This window comes from uncultured Chitinophaga sp. (assembly GCF_937898475.1).
In the GTDB taxonomy this organism is placed as follows: Bacteria; Bacteroidota; Bacteroidia; order Chitinophagales; family Chitinophagaceae; genus Chitinophaga.
In genome coordinates, this window is record NZ_CALEJS010000024.1 from 1 (window position 1) to 18,309 (window position 18,309).

Sequence of the window (18,309 nt, forward strand, 5' to 3'; positions counted from 1 at the left end):
GTGTTAAAGGTCTTAATTTTTTAACCTTTGACACAGTTTATTTTACAGTCTCTCACAAAAGGCAAGCGACTTCATTGAAACTTTTAGCAGTGCTATTTCCAAATTAGATCAAGACAAATTCAGCTACTATCTTTTCAGCGACAACATTTGTATTACCGCTAAGAATCTCAACACCAATGATGAAAAAACACTGGTCGAATTGCTACTGGTGATTTCTGAGTTGTACTTCGAGTTTGTACAGCGGGGATACTTTCTCAGAGGTGGTATTGATTATGGCTTGTTTATTGACAAATCCGCAATTGCGTTAGGTGTTCCATTGGCAACTGCTTATAAAATGGAAACCACGCAAGCCGTGTTTCCACGTATTGTCCTTTCCAAAAATTTCATCAAACAGTTCGAAGTTTATCCGAGTGAGGGAGTGCAGGTGTTTACTTCTATGTTTACCTCTTCCCTGATAAAAAGCAGTTGCGAAATACATTACCTGAATGTCTTCTCCCATATTTTCAAAGTAGAGGACAAAGAGCACTTCTTTGAGAAGTACAATCAGAACATCACTGAAAATCTGACCAACAGCCGATTTTCTGAGAACATATTCCTAAAATATCGCTGGTTAGCTGATGAGTTTAACTCATTTATTGAAATCTACACCTCATCATTGGCTTTCTATGATGAAAACTTTGAAGCAACTGATGAATTTCTCGAAACAGTAAAACAATTAAAAGTATCGTATGGACACTAATTTAATATATATGCCAGCTTTCAGAGTTAGGCAACAAGAAGTTCTGGTTTTAAGATCTTTTAATTTTGGAAGTCATATGTACCCACTCCTTGAAATTGTCAAAGAGCACGACAGGGCAAGAAAAGCTGATTCACAGCGTAGCTTTGAAGACATACACAATGATTTGATTAATGAAATAACAGCCCAGCGAGTGTTTGTCGATCTTCCTGTTTACCTCAAACAATCCGGATCGGTGAAAGATGAGGTTGTTGCATTTTCCTTTAGCGTCATAAACAACCTTGAAAAGCGTTGCGAATATTTAAACAGGCTATCTCCATCAAGTCCGAAAGCAATTCCGGTAATTTCATCTTATCTGATTAAAACAGGAGAGCAAGGCACCATTGAAAAGCAGTTTGGCTTATTACAGGAAAATTTTGAAAGACTGGCATTCAGACTTTTCCCATTATCCTTTGCTGAGGATTTTCCAATTGTACGAAGCCTAATTCGTCCAACAGACTATTTGATTATTGATCTTGACCAGATTCCGCCATACCCAAGCCCTCCATTAAAGCAAATCATTACTTTACTGAAAGGTTTTAATCGTTGTTGCAAAATCCTATTGAGAAGTGCTATAAATACAGAGATACAGAATGTAAACCTTGAGCATGGCCAAATAGTAATTGAAGCTGACAACAATCACATTGACCTTTCCCACATGGAGAATTTCGGTGTGAATGCAACAGGGGATTATGTTGGCATTAAGAAGGATGATCTAACCGCTGGTGGCACAATCAGTCCCGGTTTTATTTATTATGACGCTATTTATAACCAATACTTTGGTTATAAAGCCGCAATCAAAGGTTCGTTGAGTGAGTTTGAAAATCGCATCGTTCCAGACGTCATAAATTCTCCAGCAACTCAGGAAATGCTTCAACACAACCCTCCATTTGTAGGTTTAAAAAATCCCGGGTATTCAACGTTACTTAATATTCAAGCTGGTCGTGAGAGTGGAAAAAGCCAGGCAAAATTTAAACGAATTGCTATGGAGCATTATTTATATTGCATGAGCATCAAAATACAATCCAATGAATTGCATCAAACCAACGTTCAGACTCCGTAGATTATTTCCGGTTTAACATTGGTATTGAAAAAGAACTGTAAATCAATGGGGAGAATTTTGTCCCAATTACTTTGGACAAAACTCCATCTATCGAAATACCGATTCTTCAACATTTCCTTTAACTTCTGATTAATTTTTGCAGAATCGTTTGACGCTAATATTTCATCCTTATCAACGCTCCCAAATGACAACCTTAACTCCTTTTTATTAAATATGCCAAGTTGTTCTGTTGCATTAATCTTAGGGCTGTATTCAGCCGTCCGGTAAATTATTTTCTTACTTCCCTCAAAGTACCAAATACCATAGTACTCAGGGATAATTTCAATCACATTGGAAAGATGTACCTTATCAATGACTACTGTATTGAACTCAAATACATCTCCATAATCGCTGACTTGCTTATTCAACCTGTTGAGCGTGTCAATTTTGGACTTAACCTCAAATGATTTGGTATCGCCATTGATAACTAAAAAATCTGTCCTGCTACTTTTGGCCTTGACTTCAAAAGCTGCGACATATTTCTTATTTCGAAATTCTTTGGCGAGCTTATACTTCAATATTTGTTCACCGTCATAATGCTTAAACACAACATCATTAACAGTCTTCGCAAGTTCGTATTTGGTTAATTCCTTGTACTTATCGGTCTGGAAAAAAGCAGCAAGCAAGCCCCTAAGCTGGTTGGTATAGCTTAAAGTATTGTATGACCTTGCAAGTGCTGAATAATCCATAAACTCCATTTATTTCTTATGCTCAAAGATACGAAAGATAAAGATATTCTTTTGTTACCTTTGCAACCTTTTTAACGAAGGGCATCCACCTCCCCAAGTCTCCTCCCAACCCACCTAAGGTGTTCGCTGTACTCTCATTTTTTTATTAAGGGTCTGACGCTGCTTATTGTTTTTGGTCGCATGTGGGTCGCTGCGGACTGATCGTGCTGTCATGTTTTTGCAATATCCCCCACCGTCATTTCGCAATTTGCCTGCAATCCTTCCTCAAAGTATCTGTTGTTCGATAAAAAATAACAAATACTGCCTACCCTACTGCAGTCAGTTATTGCTTCATTTCTTTCCCTCAATCGTGTAGTTCCATTCAATCGCTACCCTTGCCTTGTCGACCAGGTATCACCACTTCATGTTGCTAATTCGTTGATAATGTAGCATAATTAACTGATATGCAGGTATTGAAAAAATATTGCATTGAAATATTTCATTGTTACAGCGCCTAACTATGCCTACCTTTGCGGCTTTCATACAAGCAACATACATGAACACCACAATTACTCCTGCATTAAGAGAACGCTGCAACGGAACCTGCGAACTGTGTACCAATGAAGCGGCCACCACTGCCTACGCGGTGAGCCCGAAAAACAGCGACGTAATAGAGAACGAAGTGGCCATCTGCAATACCTGCCTCTCTGCTATGGACAACCCGGCCGATGTGTTACACTGGCATTGCCTGGCGGGAAGCATCTGGAATACCGAGCCGGCCGTGCAGGCGTTGAGCTACCGGATACTGTACAAATACAAAGACCAGGAATGGGCCAATGAGATCATTGAAACGGTAGAACTGGATGAAGCGGTCACCAACTGGGCGCTGAGCGTTTTCGAGGTAAAAGCAGTGCACCGCGACAGCAATGGCAATGAACTGCTGAACGGCGATACCGTAGTGCTCACACAGGGCCTGAACGTAAAAGGCGCTAATTTCATGGCCCCCAAAGGCACCATTGTCCGGAAGATCAGGCTGGTGGCTGATAACACAGAACAGATCGAAGGAAAGATAAACGAACAGACGATCGTTATCCTCACAAAATATGTCCGCAAATCCTGAGGCATCGCCAAAGGGTCCTCTATTTACGCTTTAAGGGTAAACGCAGGTAGATCTCCAGCCTGCTTTTATCCTGCAGGCTGTTTTTCAGCACAGGCATTGTCCACCCCCCGGGGGTGCTTACAGAACTGGAACTGTTGGAACCAGGCTGCAGGAACTGCCACTCAGACGAAGCGTTTTCATGCAGCAGCAACTGGTAACTGATGCCGGTGATGATTCCGAAGCGCCACTGGTAGTTTGCTTCCAGCTCACCGTAAAAGCTATGTTTCCCGGGTGCTGCTGCTTTTGAAAAGGCCTGGCTGTTGGAAATAACAGATGGCGTACTGAGCGCCTTCCTGGTCATTATAGTATCTCCCGCCGAATGCAGGATATGATGATACCGCACACCTGCACCCACTGAAAACCGCTGCAACGTATAGCCCACCCGGATACCCGCATCAGCGCTCCACATATGTTTTACCTGGTAGGTGGTCCAGACAGAATCCGTTCTTGTCTGACCGCTGCCGATCGTCACAGTTTCCTCGCCAACATGGCCCAGCTGTTTATCGTAGCCTCCCGTATAGGCGGCGCCGATATAGGGCTGCAGGTAAAAATGCTGCCGGATGGGTAAACGGTATAGGAAGGATACCCGCCCACCGCGGCCTTCATCGGTGGTTGCCAGGAAACCTGCCTGGATGGCCCATCGGGGATATTTTGCAGCAGCTTGGGCAGCCGGCGTTACCGGGAGCTGCTGGCCCGTGCCGTTGAGGCTGAGCGGATGATGCCGGGGCAGCGGCAATGTTTGCAGGGAAAGGCCGTTTGTCTTTATTTCTTCCATTGCAGCTGCTTCATGTTGCACGGAGATCATATCGGCTGCTGCTTTCTGTGGTTCCAACGGGTGAACAGCGCCTTGCAGGGATAACTGGTTGTCCGCCCTGCTTTCCTTTGTAGTGGCTGCAGGTGGCCGCCGCACAGGCACACCGTCATCGGCTCCGCCTGCAGGCTGTTCTGCCGTTTTCTCCCGGCGGATGATCGCCGGGGTTGATGCGGGCGCCCGTTCAGGGGTTACATCGGCACTGTTATCGCGGTTGTTATGATTTGTTTCACCAGTCGTCGTGTTGTGAAGGGTATGGCCGGATGAAGGCCGGGTATGATCTGTGATAACTTTTGTATCATTGGAAAAGAACAGGGAGAAGGTCAGCAGGGAAAGCGTCAGCACCCCGGCTGCCAGCGTTAACAGCAGCCAGCGTTTGCGGCGCCAACCGGATACCGTACCGGTAGCGCCGGCAATGATACCGGGGCGTTTCCGGTCATCGTCCAGCATAGCAGACAACCCGGCCCAGCCTTCGTCCTCGTCCTTCCGGTCTAAACCGGGGCCGGGCTGCTGAGCGGCTGTTTTCAGCCAGTTGTCGATATTTCCGCGCTTTTCATTCATCTGCTTATGATTGCATGTTTAAAAAGTTCCGTTGGGCAGCAGCTGCTGCAACAGCTTTTTACCTTCGGCCACATGCCATTTGGATGTGCCCACACTGATGCCTGTCATGGCCGCGATCTCTTTATGTGAATATCCTTCTATCAGGAAAAGATTGATTACCATCCGGGTGGCCGGCGGCAGTCGCTGGAGCAGCGCCAGCAGGTCTTTATATTCCAGGGGCTGATGCCCTTCGTACCTGGCAATATGTTCGGGTAGTTCTGCCGTGATAACCACGGGCGATTTGGCCTTGTTGCTGCGAAAATGTTCCGCCACGGCGTTTGTCATAATTTTGCGCAGCCAGCCCTCAAAACTGCCCTGGAATGCATATTGATCTATGTGCCGGAAAGCCTTCAGGAACCCATTGTTCAGAATATGGAAGGCCGTTTCCCGGTCGCTGGTATACCGCCGTACAATGTCCATCATGACGCCGGCGTAGCGCCTGTACAGCTTTTCCTGGAAGGCGCGTTCATTCCTCCGGCAGCCCTCGATCAGGGCCGGAAGCTCGCTATCATGACTGGGATCATCAGCATGCCCGGGTATGTGCAATGAGTCGGTTCGCAATAAATATTACAGATGCGGCTACAGCAGCAAAAGGTTGGGTAAACTAACAACTTTTTTTTATTTTTTCAGCCTACCGCTAAAATGCAGGCGGCGCCTGCGCCTTTTACAAAGCCAATATCCCCGTAAGCGCTAATCGTGCCCATTTCGATGCCAATGGAAAGCACCAGGCTTTGCGTATCTTTGATGGCGCCAGGGTCCTTCAGCTTCAGCTCATAGGTCTGGGGTTGAAAAGGCTCATTGGCCACCTGCCATTCCGTATACAGGTCTGTTCTGTCCCACTCGTGCCCGTAGTCATTATAGTTACCTTTCTCAAGTATAAGGTCTGATATCACTGCCAGGGATATTGAAAAGCGGTATACGGGATGTTTCCAGGGAAGCAGCAGGTTAATGCCTTTTACAAGTCCGGGCAGCTGTACAACAGCGCTTTTTGTTTCCCGATGAAAGGTGCATCCCAGGGGGCCGGTTACAACAGCCTGGAAAGGATGCTTTTTATTCAGCTGGAAACCTGCCAGCATAAATCGATGCTGCGACAGGTAAATGTTTCGTTCTCCCCTGCCACTTTGAGGGTCCAGATCCTGGATCTTTTTGAATACGGAGGAGAGGTCGCCGCTTAAACGCGGACTGGCAAGATGTTTTACGGGCGCTACCGACCATATAACGGCACGAGACGCCTTTCCCACCCCTTTAAATTCCTCCATGTTTTCCCGGAGGCGCTCAAATCTGGGCGATGTCTTGATCTTTTTCTTGCTGGGGCCTCCTTTTTTACGGATCACGATCTTGTCCGAACCTTTCATCCGGTAAGCCGAATATCTCCCCAGGCTGCCGGTAAATTCAAATCCTTCTTCTAAGGTTGCCATAAGATAAAATTTTTAGTGGATTAACAAGCTGAACCATATAAAGGTTCAGTCTTGATAGCAGTTTTTTTTCAGGAACTATAAAAGATATCGCCAGGATATTATCACTATATATAGTATGCTTACATCCTGGTTACATCCTGCTTACATGCTGCTTATATCCTGCTTATATCCTGCTGTAATACACTGGCAGCAAGGCCTAGAGCGGAAACACCGTAACAAAGCGGAATGGGATTTTTAGGGGGAAAATATCGGTAAAAAAGTAAGTAATTAACTGGGTAACAAATATTTATAAGCAAAGATAAACAAATTACTGCAAGCTGCGTCAGGGGCTTCATTACGCACCAACAGTTGAATGTGATGCAACCGGGGCTGCACCTCCGTTTGTGAAAGTATGGAACAACCTTTGATCGGAAATATTAAAAATCAAGCTCATGAAACCAGCCTCAACCATCGCTATGAGCGTTGCCGGATTGGCCCTCTCATGGCTGTTACCTGTAAACAGTAACGCACAGTCAAAAACAGACCGCGACTTTATGATGAAAGCCGCCCAGAGCAACATTGCCGAGATACAGGCCGGGCAGCTGGCCGCCATCCAGGGCAGCACCGACATTGTTAAACGCTTTGGCACCATGATGGTGAACGATCATACCATGGCGCTCAATGAACTGGACTCCATTGTAAAGCGGGACATCAGGGACTCCCTGCCCAAAGAACCGGACGCCGAACATAAACTGCTTGCCCAGCAACTGCAAAACCTGAAGGGAAAGGAATTTGATGAGGCCTACCTGCAATCCCAGGTAAAAGACCATGAAACCGCCATCTCCCTGTTTGAAACAGAAGTGTCACAAGGCGAACATCCCGCATTGAAGGCATATGCTACCAAGACCTTACCCAAGCTCAGGATGCACCTGGATCATGCACGATCACTGGCAGGTGTATCGAAACAGGAAAACTAGCCATTCCGTATTTAATTGTCCCTTGCACACGCACGGCATGGAATGTGCAAGGGACGCTGCTTTTCGCAAAAAAAAGTGTAACTTTAATTGCGGCTGATACTATCCTACCTGCAGTGTGCAAATAGCCGCTCTTCTGTCCGGACCTACAACACTTTATGGCCACATCCGCTATGAGTCATGCATAAAAACTAAAGTATGCCAGGATCACTACTTTTAACTACTCCGCCATGCCTTATCACCGTATCTTATGCAGCTGCCTGGATATCGGGCGCCCTGTTGCTGATGACCGTTGCCATCCTGCTCGATCGGCTGAGGAGCAGGCACCGGATCAATCAACAGCTGCAAATGCAGCAAAAGGAAATAGAACAGCAGAACCGTTCTTTACGGCATCTGCTGCATGAAAAAGACTGGCTGCTGAAAGAGATCCACCACCGTGTTAAGAATAACCTGCAGCTGGTCATGAGCCTGCTCAGCTCACAGTCGCAATACATCAGCAATGAGCTGGCGCTTACCGCTATCCGCGACAGCCAGCGCCGCGTACAGGCCATGTCGCTGGTTCACCAGAAATTATACGGGTCTGACAACGCCACTTCCATTGAGCTCTCTTATTACATCCGTGAATTATCGTCTTACCTGGCAGACAGCTTCAATACCGGGCAGCGCATCCGTTTTGAATTTACACTGGAACCGCTGGAGATGGATGTAAGCCAGGCCGTGCCCCTGGGCCTGATACTGAATGAAGCCATTACCAATGCCATCAAGTATGCATTTCCTGATAACCGCCAGGGTATTATTGCCATCAAACTGAAACATACCACTGCAGCTGCCTATACCCTCACTATTGCTGATAACGGCATCGGCATCGCCAGCGGCTTTAAACATAAGAAGCCCGCTTCACTGGGCATGTGCCTGATGGAAGGGCTGAGCGCAGACCTGGATGGCCATTTCTCTATGGAAAATGATAAAGGCACCACCGTCAGGATCTCCTTTGCTTATGACCATGGCATGAAAAAATCCGGCCTTACCGGCAGCAATATTTGCAGGGAACAATTAGTGGAAGGTTGACAAAAATCCAGATGATAACAAACGGGCCTTTCAGCATTGAGCAGCTTTAAGGGGCAGGCTGGCGGCTTCACCTCCCGATTTGTCCGTATCGCTCTTTCCCGGTTGCCTTGCGGTGGCATTTGCATTTAACTTGCGCGAAAATTTAAAACAAACCGCAATGAAAACGCATAAAAGAATTTTCGCAGCAGCCATGGTGGCAGTAGCGCTTGCTTTACAGGGTACACCCGGCAACGCACAAAACACTGCATCCACCACACCCGGAAGCGATGAAAGCATCCGGCCTTTCCATGTGAACATACCGGAAGAAAAATTGCTTGACCTCAAACAGCGTATAACAGCCACCAAATGGCCGCAGAAAGAAACCGTCAACGATGCAACGCAGGGCGTACAGCTCAACACCATGAAACAGCTGGCGCAATACTGGGCTACGGATTACAACTGGCGAAAGGTGGAAGCCAGGCTGAACGCACTGCCCCAGTTTGTGACCAATATAGACGGCGTGGATATCCACTTTATACATGTCCGCTCAAAACATAAAAATGCCCTGCCCATGATCATTACGCATGGCTGGCCCGGCTCCATTATAGAGCAGATGAAAGTGATAGGCCCCCTCACCGACCCCACCGCTTACGGCGGCACAGCAGACGATGCTTTTGATGTGGTGATCCCTTCACTGCCGGGCCATGGTTTTTCCGGACAGCCTGTAAACACGGGATGGGATCCTGTAAAGGTGGCCAATGCCTGGATTGAGCTGATGAGACGCCTGGGTTACAAAAAATACGTCGCGCAGGGTGGCGACTGGGGCAATGCCGTATCAGAATCCATGGCACTGATAGCGCCACCGGAGTTACTGGGCATTCATACCAATATGCCGGCTACAGTTCCCGCTGCAATTTCCAAAGCCTTATCCGCCGGTGGCGCAGCGCCCGAAGGCCTGTCAGCAGATGAAAAGAACGCCTACCAGCAGTTAGACTTCTTCTACAAAAAGGGCCTGGGATATGCCAACGAGATGGGCCTGCGGCCGCAGACATTGTATGGTATAGAAGACTCCCCCGTTGGACTGGCCGCCTGGATGCTGGATCATGACGCCCGCAGCTATGAGCTGATCACAAGGGTGTTTGACGGACAACAGGAAGGTTTAACGCGTGATGATATCCTGGACAATATCACCCTGTACTGGTTCACCAATACGGCGGTATCTTCCGCACGCCTGTACTGGGAAGCATTTCAGCATGCCAAAGGCGGTTTCTTTGATCCGCGTAATGTGCAGCTACCCGTGGCGGTGAGCGTTTTTCCCGATGAGATCTACGCCGCACCGGAAAGCTGGACACGAAAGGCTTATCCCCAACTCGTATACTTTAACAAGCTGCATAAAGGCGGTCACTTTGCCGCATGGGAACAACCGGAGCAATTCACTAAAGAAATGCGGGCGGCGTTCAAACCGTTCAAAACAGCTTCCGGTAAACTGAGTACCGCTACCATCAAACATTGATGAAAGATCCGATCAAACTTAAAATCTCTACACAATGGACAATCAATCTGCAAGGGGTTTTGAAATTTACGGGCCTTACCAGCTCAAACGTACCGCTATACTCATCATAGACCCCTATAACGATTTTCTGCATCCCGAAGGCAAGGCCTACCCCAACTCGAAGGAAGTGATCGAAGGGGTGCATCTCCTGGAGAACATGGCGAAGATAATGAAAGCTGCAAGGGCTTTGCAGCTGCAGGTATGCTATGTACCGCATCACCGTTCAACGCCCGGCGACCTGGCCAACTGGAAATATCCCAATGCCACGCAGCTGTCTACCAGCGAGCGGCAGGTATTTGCCAAAGACAGCTGGGGCGGCACTTTCCATGATGATTTCCAGCCGCAGGCGGGCGACGTGATCATCAAAGAACATTGGTCACAAAGTGGTTTTGCCAACACAGATCTTGATCAGCAGCTGAAGCAGCACGACATAGACAGGATCATACTTATTGGCATGCTGGCCAACACCTGTGTAGAGTCCACCGGCCGTTTCGGCATGGAGCTGGGCTATCACGTTACGCTGGTCAGAGATGCTACTGCGGCCAATACCTGGGAAAAGATGCATGCTGCCCATGATCTCAACGGGCCCTCCTTTGCGCACGCCATCCTTACAACGGATGAACTGCTGGAAGTGTTGCAGGGCCAGGAGGCAACCGTCAATCATCACTCATAAAACATCATGATATGAAAATAGCAGATCAGATAGTGGATTCAAGTTTTACAGCCATTATCAATGCACCAATCGAAAAGATCAATATACCCGAATGGGCATTTAATTTATCAGAGGCAGAGTACCAGTCATGCTCCCCGGCGCATGTGTCTGCCGCCACTACCACCGGCGCTGATGGACGGCGGATGTCGATCAATGTGGAAGTGCTCGGCGGCTCGCCCATGGTACAGCATTACCAGGAGGAAGTGTCGGAGCCCCATCACCTGATACTCACTTCCTTTTCTGATGTATTTACACCAGCAGGCCGTGTGGTGATCCATGTACACTGGGAGCTTTCTGTAAAAGCGATCAGCGCCACGCAATGTGAATTTACCAACCGCGTGATCTCTCATGCTACGGAAGATATGATCCGGGGGCTGGAACGGCAGGGTATTCCCTTTGAACTGTTCAGATCGCAGCGGCAGCCGGTTTCTGTTGCGCATAACCGCGGGGAAACCCCTTTGTTTGCCGCGAGCCTGGAGCGTGCCGCACTGCGTGCGTAGCGTGTAATAATAACAGCATACTACGCCGCCTTGCTGCGGCTCTTACCCGTTACGCTTTTCTGCATCAGTTTCTGGATGAGCAGTTTCAGTCTCGATTTGTAATCCTCCTTCAGCCAGTCGGTATAATTACGGGTTACTTTACCCAGGCATTTACCATACTGCTTTACACGCCAGCTGATCTCATTGTCCAGCGCATCGCTCAGCTCCAGGGCTTCTGCAATGGATGCACTGTTTTCCATACACATGGCAGCATGTTGCCGGATGGCGTCGCGGATCACCGTGATCGGCTTCCGGCCATCTGCCAGGGTGCGGTGGTAGGCTTCCTGGATATCAAAAGAGAACTGCAGGGTGTTGGGAAATTTAGCGCGCAGGTCTGGTGAGATCACGCGCGCTTCCTGTGCGCTGTGACTGCGGATGGTTTCGTAATACAGTTCGGGCCTTTCAAAGATCAGTTGCCAGTCCAGCGGCTCCTGCCATTCGCCGAAGCGCTCGGTATTATTGCCGAGGTCAATGATGGCGAAAGTCTTTTTCTTTGGCAGGCTCCTGGAGCCTCTTCCGATCATCTGGTGATAGAGCGTGAGCGAGGTAGTGGCCCGGTTGAGGATCACCGTTTGTATGGCCGGTTCATCAAAGCCGGTGGTCAGGATAGAAACAGATGTAAGGATAGCGCCTTTGGTCTTCTTGAACCATTTCAGGATGTCTGCACGTTCTGTTGGACTATGATGATGATCCAGGTGCTTTACGGGATAGCCCGCGTCGCGGAACATTTTACAGACATTCCGGGAGGTGAAGATACCGTTATTGAAGATGAGCGTCTTCTTATGTTTTGCATGTGTTTCGTAAGTGTGGAGTAAGAGTTCCAGCATGGCGGGCGATGAATAGAGCTCGTCTGAAGTGCTGATGGTAAAATCGCCATGGCTGCCGGTGCGCAGTGAATGCAGCTCCACATCATAGCGTATGCAAACGGGTTTGGCAAGATAGCCCTGCTTCACCAGGCTGGCGATGCTCTCTCCCACTACCAGCTCATGGTAGGTTTTGTTCATGGGCTGTTCTATACTGGAGCTCAGCGGTGTGGCGGTAACGCCCACTACCAAAGCGCCGGGAAATCTTTTCAGCAGCTTCTGAAAGGAGTTATGATGGGCTTCGTCAATGATCAGGAGCCCGATATCAGACACATCTATAAGTCCCTGCCGCAGGCGGTTGCGCAGGGTTTCCACCATTCCCACATAGCAGGGATAGTCTTCCCGCGCGGAGATGCGCTTCACCGTACTGTTGATCACTTTATTCCTGATGCCCGACTGTTTCAGGGTGGCGGCCGTCTGCCTGCATAACTCGGTACGGTGTGTTAATACCATGACCTGCTGCCGGTAGGTAGTGATAAACCATCTGGCCATTTCTGAGAATATTCTCGTTTTGCCCCCGCCTGTAGGTAATTGATAGAGTATCCGGTTTCCTTTGGGTGAATGGTTAATTTTCTCAAACAGGATCTTCAGATCGCGCTCCTGGTAAGGATACAGGCCGGCGGATCTTCCCGCGTCAATGTCTTTTCCCATAAAATATGATGCTGTTGCTTCTTTGAAAAACTTTATCAAACTTGGGGCCAGTTGTATTATTTTTATATTAACTTGCCGGAGTCCACGTGAACTATCGACCAATAATTAGAATATTTGCCGGCGCATTATAAACAACCAAGCTAAAGGCATGTCTTCGCAGGAGTCCAGAGAAATCGCATTAGTAGCATCCCTGAAAGAGGATTGTATGGCGGCATTCGATGCCCTTTACCAGCTGTATTTTCCCGGCGTATACGCCAATATCCTGCACCTGGTGAGGGAGGATGCGGCTGCACAGGATATTGTGCAGGAAGTGTTCATCTCTCTCTGGGAAAAGCGCAAGCAGCTGCAGGCGGGGCAAACGCCTGGCAACTGGCTGTTCGTGGTCAGCTATAACCGCTCGCTCAATTACCTGCGCGACCAGCTGCGCCGCCGGCTGAAAGTGACTGCTATTACCGATGATGTTGCGGAGCCCGAACAGGATGAATGGCAGCTCACCGCCATTCAGCTGGACATGCTGGAAAGAGCCATTGAGCAATTACCGCCACAGCGCAGAAAAGTGTTCCTGCTGTGTAAGATGCAGGGGAAAACTTACGCGGAAGCGGCCAGCGAATTGCAGATATCTCACTACACTGTTAAGGAACACATTGCGAAAGCCAGCCGTTTTATACGCGAATATGTTCGCCTGCAGCCCGAATGGCAGGCGCTGATCATCGCTTTTCCCCTGTTTGCCAGGATATTTGAGCAATAGCTCCCGCTCAAAAAAAAAATTTTCCGACACAGCCCCCCTTTTTTACAGCGATGGTGTATTAAGCCCAAAGCTGATCTTTTGAATCCATCTGAAGCATATTTACGCGAACTGCTGGCCAAAACCCAGTGGACGGACGAGGAATGCCGCTGGCTGCTGCATTACCTGGAACACACGCCCGGCACGGAGCTCAGGGCCTACATGCTGGAACGTTTCAGGCAACAGGGCTTTGAAGCGCCGCCGCAAGGCCTTGCTGATTCCCTCCTGGCAGGTATTCATGCGCGCATACAGCCCGCCGCACCGCCTGCGCGGGTGGTACCGCTGTTCCGCCGCTGGCGTTATATCGCGGCTGCCGTGGCAGTGGGCGGCATCATCGCCGCCGCCTTCTTCCTGCTGCAGCCGGGACAACGGCCGCAAACAGGCACGCCACTGGCTGCCGCAGCACCGGCAGACATTGCGCCCGGCAGCAACAAAGCCCGCCTGGTATTGGGCAATGGCCAGGCCGTGGTGCTGGATCAGGCGGCAGACGGGCCCCTGGCGGCCGCCAGCGGAGAGCAGGTAAAAAAGCAGGATGCAGAACTGATCTACAGCCAGGGCGGCAGCGGCCATAATACCCTTATTACGCCCAATGGCGGGCAATACCGGGTAACACTGGCAGATGGCACCAAAGTGTGGCTCAACGCCGCCAGCTCGCTGCAATACCCGGCCAGCTTCGATGGAAACGACCGAACGGTGAGCCTGAGCGGCGAAGCCTATTTTGAAGTTTCCAGTGACGCCACACGCCCCTTCTTTGTAAAGGTGGGCGACATGACCGTTCAGGTGCTGGGCACACATTTCAATATCAATGCCTATAGTGAAGAAAAACTGTTCACCACCACCCTGGTGCAGGGCGCCGTACGCGTGATATCCGGCAGCCAGCGCATCACACTGGCCCCCGGTGAACAAAGCACCATGGAGCAATCCAGCGGCCGCCTGCAACGCGCCTCCGGCGAAGCGGAAGACGCCATTGGCTGGAAGAACGGCCTCTTTGCCTTCAAGAATGATGAGCTGAAAGCAGTGATGCGCGACATCAGCCGCTGGTACGATGTGGAAGTAGTATATGAAAAGGGACTGGATGAAAATATACATGTATCCGGCGCCATGCGCAGACAGGAGTACCTGGCGCAGTCGCTGAAGATACTGGAACTGACAGCTGATGTACACTTTGAGATACAGGGACGAACGGTAAGCGTCCGTAAAAAATAAAACACACTCACATATGCAGCATGTAGCATATCCGGAAGGCGCCTCCCGGAGCGGCTGCACCTATGCATCGCTATCACCTTGAATGATTAAAAAAAAGGCTTAAATATGAAACGATCACTACCCAACAAATGCGGCTTTCTTCCGCCCGGCGGAAGGCCCTTCAGAACGCTGCTGATGTTGATGCTGGCAGCGGGCCTTCAGCTATCCGCCGCCACCAAGGGCCAGGACAAAGGGCTTGACGTGGAGGTCAGCAACGCCAGCCTGGAAACCGTATTCCGTATTGTACGCAAGCAAAGCGATTATCTCTTCATCTTCAAAGATGAGAACCTGGCCAAAACAGCCGCCAAAATTACCCTGCACCTGAAAGACGCCACCATTGAACAGGTGATGGACCGCTGCCTGGAAGGCTCTCCCCTGAGCTACCGCATCGTAGACAAAACCGTTATCCTCGTGAAACGGGAAGATGCGCAGGGCACCCTGCAGGAGCAGGTGGTGCAGCTCAGCGGCGCCGTACGCGATGCTGACAATGGCGACCCGCTGCCCGGTGTAACCGTAAGCGTGAAGGGCGCTACCATCGGCACCACCACCAACGGCAACGGTCAGTTTGTACTGAACAATGTAAAGCTGCCCGCTACCCTGGTGTTCTCCTACATTGGCTTTTCCACGCAAACCGTTGAAGCGGGGCAGCGCAGGGAATTTGATATCCGCCTGAAACGCGAAAGCCGCGACATGCAGCAGGTGGTGGTAATTGGTTATGGTACCCAGAAGAAAACAGAACTGACAGGCGCTATCGGCACCTTTCGCCCGGACGACCTGAACGCACGCCCGGTACTGGGCCCCGATCAGCTGCTGCAGGGCCGCGTGGCAGGTGTGAATGTATCCTCAGGCGCCGGTATGCCCGGCAGCGCAGTACGTGTAAGCGTGCGCGGTATCGGCTCTCTGAGCGCCAGCAACGAGCCGCTGTACGTGGTAGACGGTGTGCCCATCATCCCGCATGATGCCGCCATGACCAATTTCGGTAACAAAATGAACCCGCTCTCAGAACTGAACCCGGCAGACATTGCCTCCGTGGAAGTACTGAAAGACGCCGCTTCTGCAGCCATCTACGGATCGCGCGCCACCAACGGCGTAATCCTCATCACCACCAAAAGCGGCCGCAAAGGCAGCGGGCAGCTCAGCGTGAACGCCTACACCGGTGTGTCTGAAGTGCCTAACCTGGACAAGGTGCAAATGGCCGACTCCAGGCTGTACCTGGAAGTGGTGAATGAAGCCATTGACAATTACAACAAACAATACGGCTATACGCCGGGCAACAGTAAATTCATTACAGGTATAGACCATCCTTATCCCGGGCTGCCGGATACAGACTGGATGGACCTGGTACTGCGCAAAGCCTGGACGCAGAACATAGACCTGTCCGTATCCGGTGGTAACGACAAAACCACCTACTATATCTCCGGCGGATTCCTGAACCAGCAAGGCACCGTGATCTATAACGACCTGCAAAAATATACCGGCCGTATTAACCTGAACAGCGAACCGCTGGACTGGCTGCGTGTTGGCGTAAACGTTGGCTTCAGCTATTCAGACAACAACCGCGTACCCGGTTCCAACCTCGGTTCTACCGTTATGGGCAGAAGTTTGCCGCAACGCCCCTTTGACCGGCCTTACAAGCCCAATGGCGAGTATTATGTGGGCGGCACGGCAGACCTGGTGTATCATAACCCCATCCAGATCCTGAAGGAAGAAGTGGCCAACCTGAAAAATTACCGCCTGCTGGGCAATGCCTTTGCAGAACTGAAACTGACAAAAGACCTTCGTTTCAAAACCACCTTCGGTTCAGACATTGGTTATACACATGACTACATCTACTATAACCAGCAACATCCCTACGGCACAGGCAATGGCCGCATTGTAGATGAACGCAGGCTGCTCACCAACCTGCTGGTGGAGAATACACTGAACTACTCGCACACCTTCGGCGAACTGAAGCTGGACCTCTTAGCGGGTCACTCCTTTCAGCGCATGATGGTATCCAATAACAGTATTGACGGTAACGGTTTTCCCGCGCCTTCGTTTGATGTGCTGGCCGCCGCTTCCGTTATCAACAACGCATCTACCAACCTCTATGGCAATGCCATGGAATCATATTTTGGGCGCGCCAACTTTGCCTGGAAAGACCGCTACCTGCTGGGTATGTCTATCCGTACGGATGGCTCGTCCCGCTTCTCGCCAGACAACCGCTATGGTTACTTCCCCTCTGTATCTGCAGGCTGGCAGGTATCCAGGGAAAGCTTCTGGAATATGCCTGCTACAGACCTGAAACTGCGCGCCAGCTACGGTGCTACCGGTAACCAGGAAGGCGTGAGCAATTACGGTTACCAGTCGCTCACCGGCGGCGGTTATAACTACGACGGAAAGAGCGGTATTGCCATCACGGGCTTCGGTAACAACCGCCTCACCTGGGAAAAGGCCAACCAGCTGGATGCAGGTGTGGAACTGGGATTGCTGGGCGGTGCAGTGAATCTGACAGTAGATTACTTCCGGAAGAACACCACCAACCTGCTGTACAACATGCCTATACAGGGCACCTCCGGTTTTACCAGCATTACCAGCAACATCGGTTCCATGCTGAACTACGGCCTGGAAACGTCCATCGGTACGGACCTGCATTTCGGCGGACTGAACTGGCGCTCTGATTTCAATATCTCCTTTGTGAAGAACCGCATCACCTCCCTGATCGGCAATAACGAAGCGCTGTCTGTAGGCGCTAACCGCGCTTTACAGGTAGGCCAGGACATTGGCAGCATCTGGGTATATAAGATGACGGGCATCTACCAGGATGACAAGGAAGTACCGGAGCCGCTGCAGGCTATCGGCGTACGCGCCGGTGATGTGAAGTATGAAGATGTGAATGGCGATGGCAACATCGATATCAATGACCGCCAGATAGTAGGCAGCTCCAACCCTTCTTTCTACGGTGGATGGAACAATACGTTCCGCTACAGGAATTTTGATCTCTCCATCTTCATGAATTATATGTACGGGCAGGATGTGTATGCTACATCGCGCATCACCATTGAACGCCTGGGACAGAATGCCGTGAACTTCAGAAAGAAGGTAGCGGAAAACAGGTGGACGGGCCCCGGTACCAGCAACACCGTACCACGCGCTATTTATAACAATGCCTATAATCTGTATAACTCCAGCCGCTGGATGGAAGACGGCTCTTTTCTGCGACTGCGTACTGTATCGCTGGGATATGAGCTGCCTTCCTCCTGGCTGTCGAGAGCGAAGATCAAGCGTTTGCGGGTATACCTGCAGGCGGATAACCTGTGGCTGATCACCAACTATTCCGGGCTGGATCCCGAAGTAAGCTCAGACATGGATCCGCGCTTCCTGGGAGAAGATAACCTGGTGCTGCCGCAGCCCCGCTCCTTCAACGCAGGCATTAACCTGAATTTCTAAA

The 18,309-nt window shown here is 50.1% G+C and carries 16 protein-coding genes; 11 read left to right on the plus strand and 5 right to left on the minus strand.

The annotated features are described in order from the left end of the window. Nucleotides 1-199 precede the first annotated feature (199 nt). On the plus strand, nt 200-739 hold the full coding sequence (locus tag Q0577_RS15800; protein ID WP_298737890.1) for a hypothetical protein: 540 nt from the start codon (nt 200-202) through the stop codon (nt 737-739). Continuing rightward, entirely contained in the window at nt 729-1,838 is a 1,110-nt protein-coding gene (locus Q0577_RS15805) for a hypothetical protein (RefSeq protein ID WP_298737892.1), read from the plus strand. The genes Q0577_RS15800 and Q0577_RS15805 overlap by 11 nt, the downstream gene beginning before the upstream one ends. On the opposite strand, the gene Q0577_RS15810 is transcribed toward Q0577_RS15805, so the two are convergent. Continuing rightward, a complete protein-coding gene (locus Q0577_RS15810) occupies nt 1,826-2,566 on the minus strand; it encodes a sce7726 family protein (RefSeq protein ID WP_298737893.1) in 741 nt (246 codons plus the stop codon). The two genes, Q0577_RS15805 and Q0577_RS15810, sit on opposite strands and share 13 nt — an antisense overlap. 535 nt (nt 2,567-3,101) lie before the next feature. On the opposite strand from Q0577_RS15810, the gene Q0577_RS15815 reads away from it, so the two are divergent. Then, entirely contained in the window at nt 3,102-3,665 is a 564-nt protein-coding gene (locus Q0577_RS15815; RefSeq protein ID WP_298737895.1) for an alkylphosphonate utilization protein, read from the plus strand. A gap of 19 nt (nt 3,666-3,684) precedes the next feature. Here Q0577_RS15815 and Q0577_RS15820 read toward each other — a convergent pair whose 3' ends face one another. The 3 genes from Q0577_RS15820 to Q0577_RS15830 form a co-directional block, all read right to left on the minus strand. Further along, the gene (locus Q0577_RS15820; protein ID WP_298737896.1) at nt 3,685-5,076 is read right to left on the minus strand and encodes a hypothetical protein; all 1,392 of its coding nucleotides are present in this window, start codon (nt 5,074-5,076) and stop codon (nt 3,685-3,687) included. Nucleotides 5,077-5,094: 18 nt separating this feature from the next. Beyond that, nucleotides 5,095-5,676: a sigma-70 family RNA polymerase sigma factor gene (locus Q0577_RS15825; protein ID WP_298737897.1), complete on the minus strand. Its 582-nt coding sequence runs from the start codon at nt 5,674-5,676 to the stop codon at nt 5,095-5,097. Between the two features lie 65 nt (nt 5,677-5,741). Beyond that, complete coding sequence (locus tag Q0577_RS15830; RefSeq protein ID WP_298737899.1) at nt 5,742-6,533, minus strand: hypothetical protein; 792 nt, start codon at nt 6,531-6,533, stop codon at nt 5,742-5,744. Nucleotides 6,534-6,964: 431 nt separating this feature from the next. On the opposite strand from Q0577_RS15830, the gene Q0577_RS15835 reads away from it, so the two are divergent. The 5 genes from Q0577_RS15835 (at nt 6,965) to Q0577_RS15855 (ending at nt 11,297) form a co-directional block, all read left to right on the plus strand. Beyond that, nucleotides 6,965-7,489, plus strand: a complete 525-nt coding sequence (locus tag Q0577_RS15835) for a DUF4142 domain-containing protein (protein WP_298737900.1) — start codon at nt 6,965-6,967, stop codon at nt 7,487-7,489. 195 nt (nt 7,490-7,684) lie between these two features. Further along, on the plus strand, nt 7,685-8,554 hold the full coding sequence (locus tag Q0577_RS15840) for a sensor histidine kinase (RefSeq protein ID WP_298737901.1): 870 nt from the start codon (nt 7,685-7,687) through the stop codon (nt 8,552-8,554). Between the two features lie 157 nt (nt 8,555-8,711). After that, entirely contained in the window at nt 8,712-10,046 is a 1,335-nt protein-coding gene (locus Q0577_RS15845; RefSeq protein WP_298737902.1) for an epoxide hydrolase family protein, read from the plus strand. A gap of 34 nt (nt 10,047-10,080) precedes the next feature. Continuing rightward, entirely contained in the window at nt 10,081-10,758 is a 678-nt protein-coding gene (locus Q0577_RS15850; protein WP_298737903.1) for an isochorismatase family cysteine hydrolase, read from the plus strand. 11 nt (nt 10,759-10,769) lie between these two features. After that, on the plus strand, nt 10,770-11,297 hold the full coding sequence (locus tag Q0577_RS15855; RefSeq protein WP_298737905.1) for a hypothetical protein: 528 nt from the start codon (nt 10,770-10,772) through the stop codon (nt 11,295-11,297). A gap of 20 nt (nt 11,298-11,317) precedes the next feature. Here the strand turns inward: Q0577_RS15855 and Q0577_RS15860 are convergent, their stop codons facing one another. After that, nucleotides 11,318-12,850: a DEAD/DEAH box helicase gene (locus Q0577_RS15860; protein WP_298737907.1), complete on the minus strand. Its 1,533-nt coding sequence runs from the start codon at nt 12,848-12,850 to the stop codon at nt 11,318-11,320. 148 nt (nt 12,851-12,998) lie between these two features. Between Q0577_RS15860 and Q0577_RS15865 the strand changes: the two genes are divergently transcribed. From Q0577_RS15865 to Q0577_RS15875, 3 genes are all read left to right on the plus strand, one after another. Beyond that, the gene (locus Q0577_RS15865; RefSeq protein WP_298737908.1) at nt 12,999-13,598 is read left to right on the plus strand and encodes an RNA polymerase sigma-70 factor; all 600 of its coding nucleotides are present in this window, start codon (nt 12,999-13,001) and stop codon (nt 13,596-13,598) included. A gap of 78 nt (nt 13,599-13,676) precedes the next feature. After that, complete coding sequence (locus Q0577_RS15870) at nt 13,677-14,840, plus strand: FecR family protein (protein ID WP_298737909.1); 1,164 nt, start codon at nt 13,677-13,679, stop codon at nt 14,838-14,840. A gap of 105 nt (nt 14,841-14,945) precedes the next feature. After that, complete coding sequence (locus Q0577_RS15875; protein WP_298737911.1) at nt 14,946-18,308, plus strand: TonB-dependent receptor; 3,363 nt, start codon at nt 14,946-14,948, stop codon at nt 18,306-18,308. Nucleotide 18,309 lies beyond the last annotated feature (1 nt).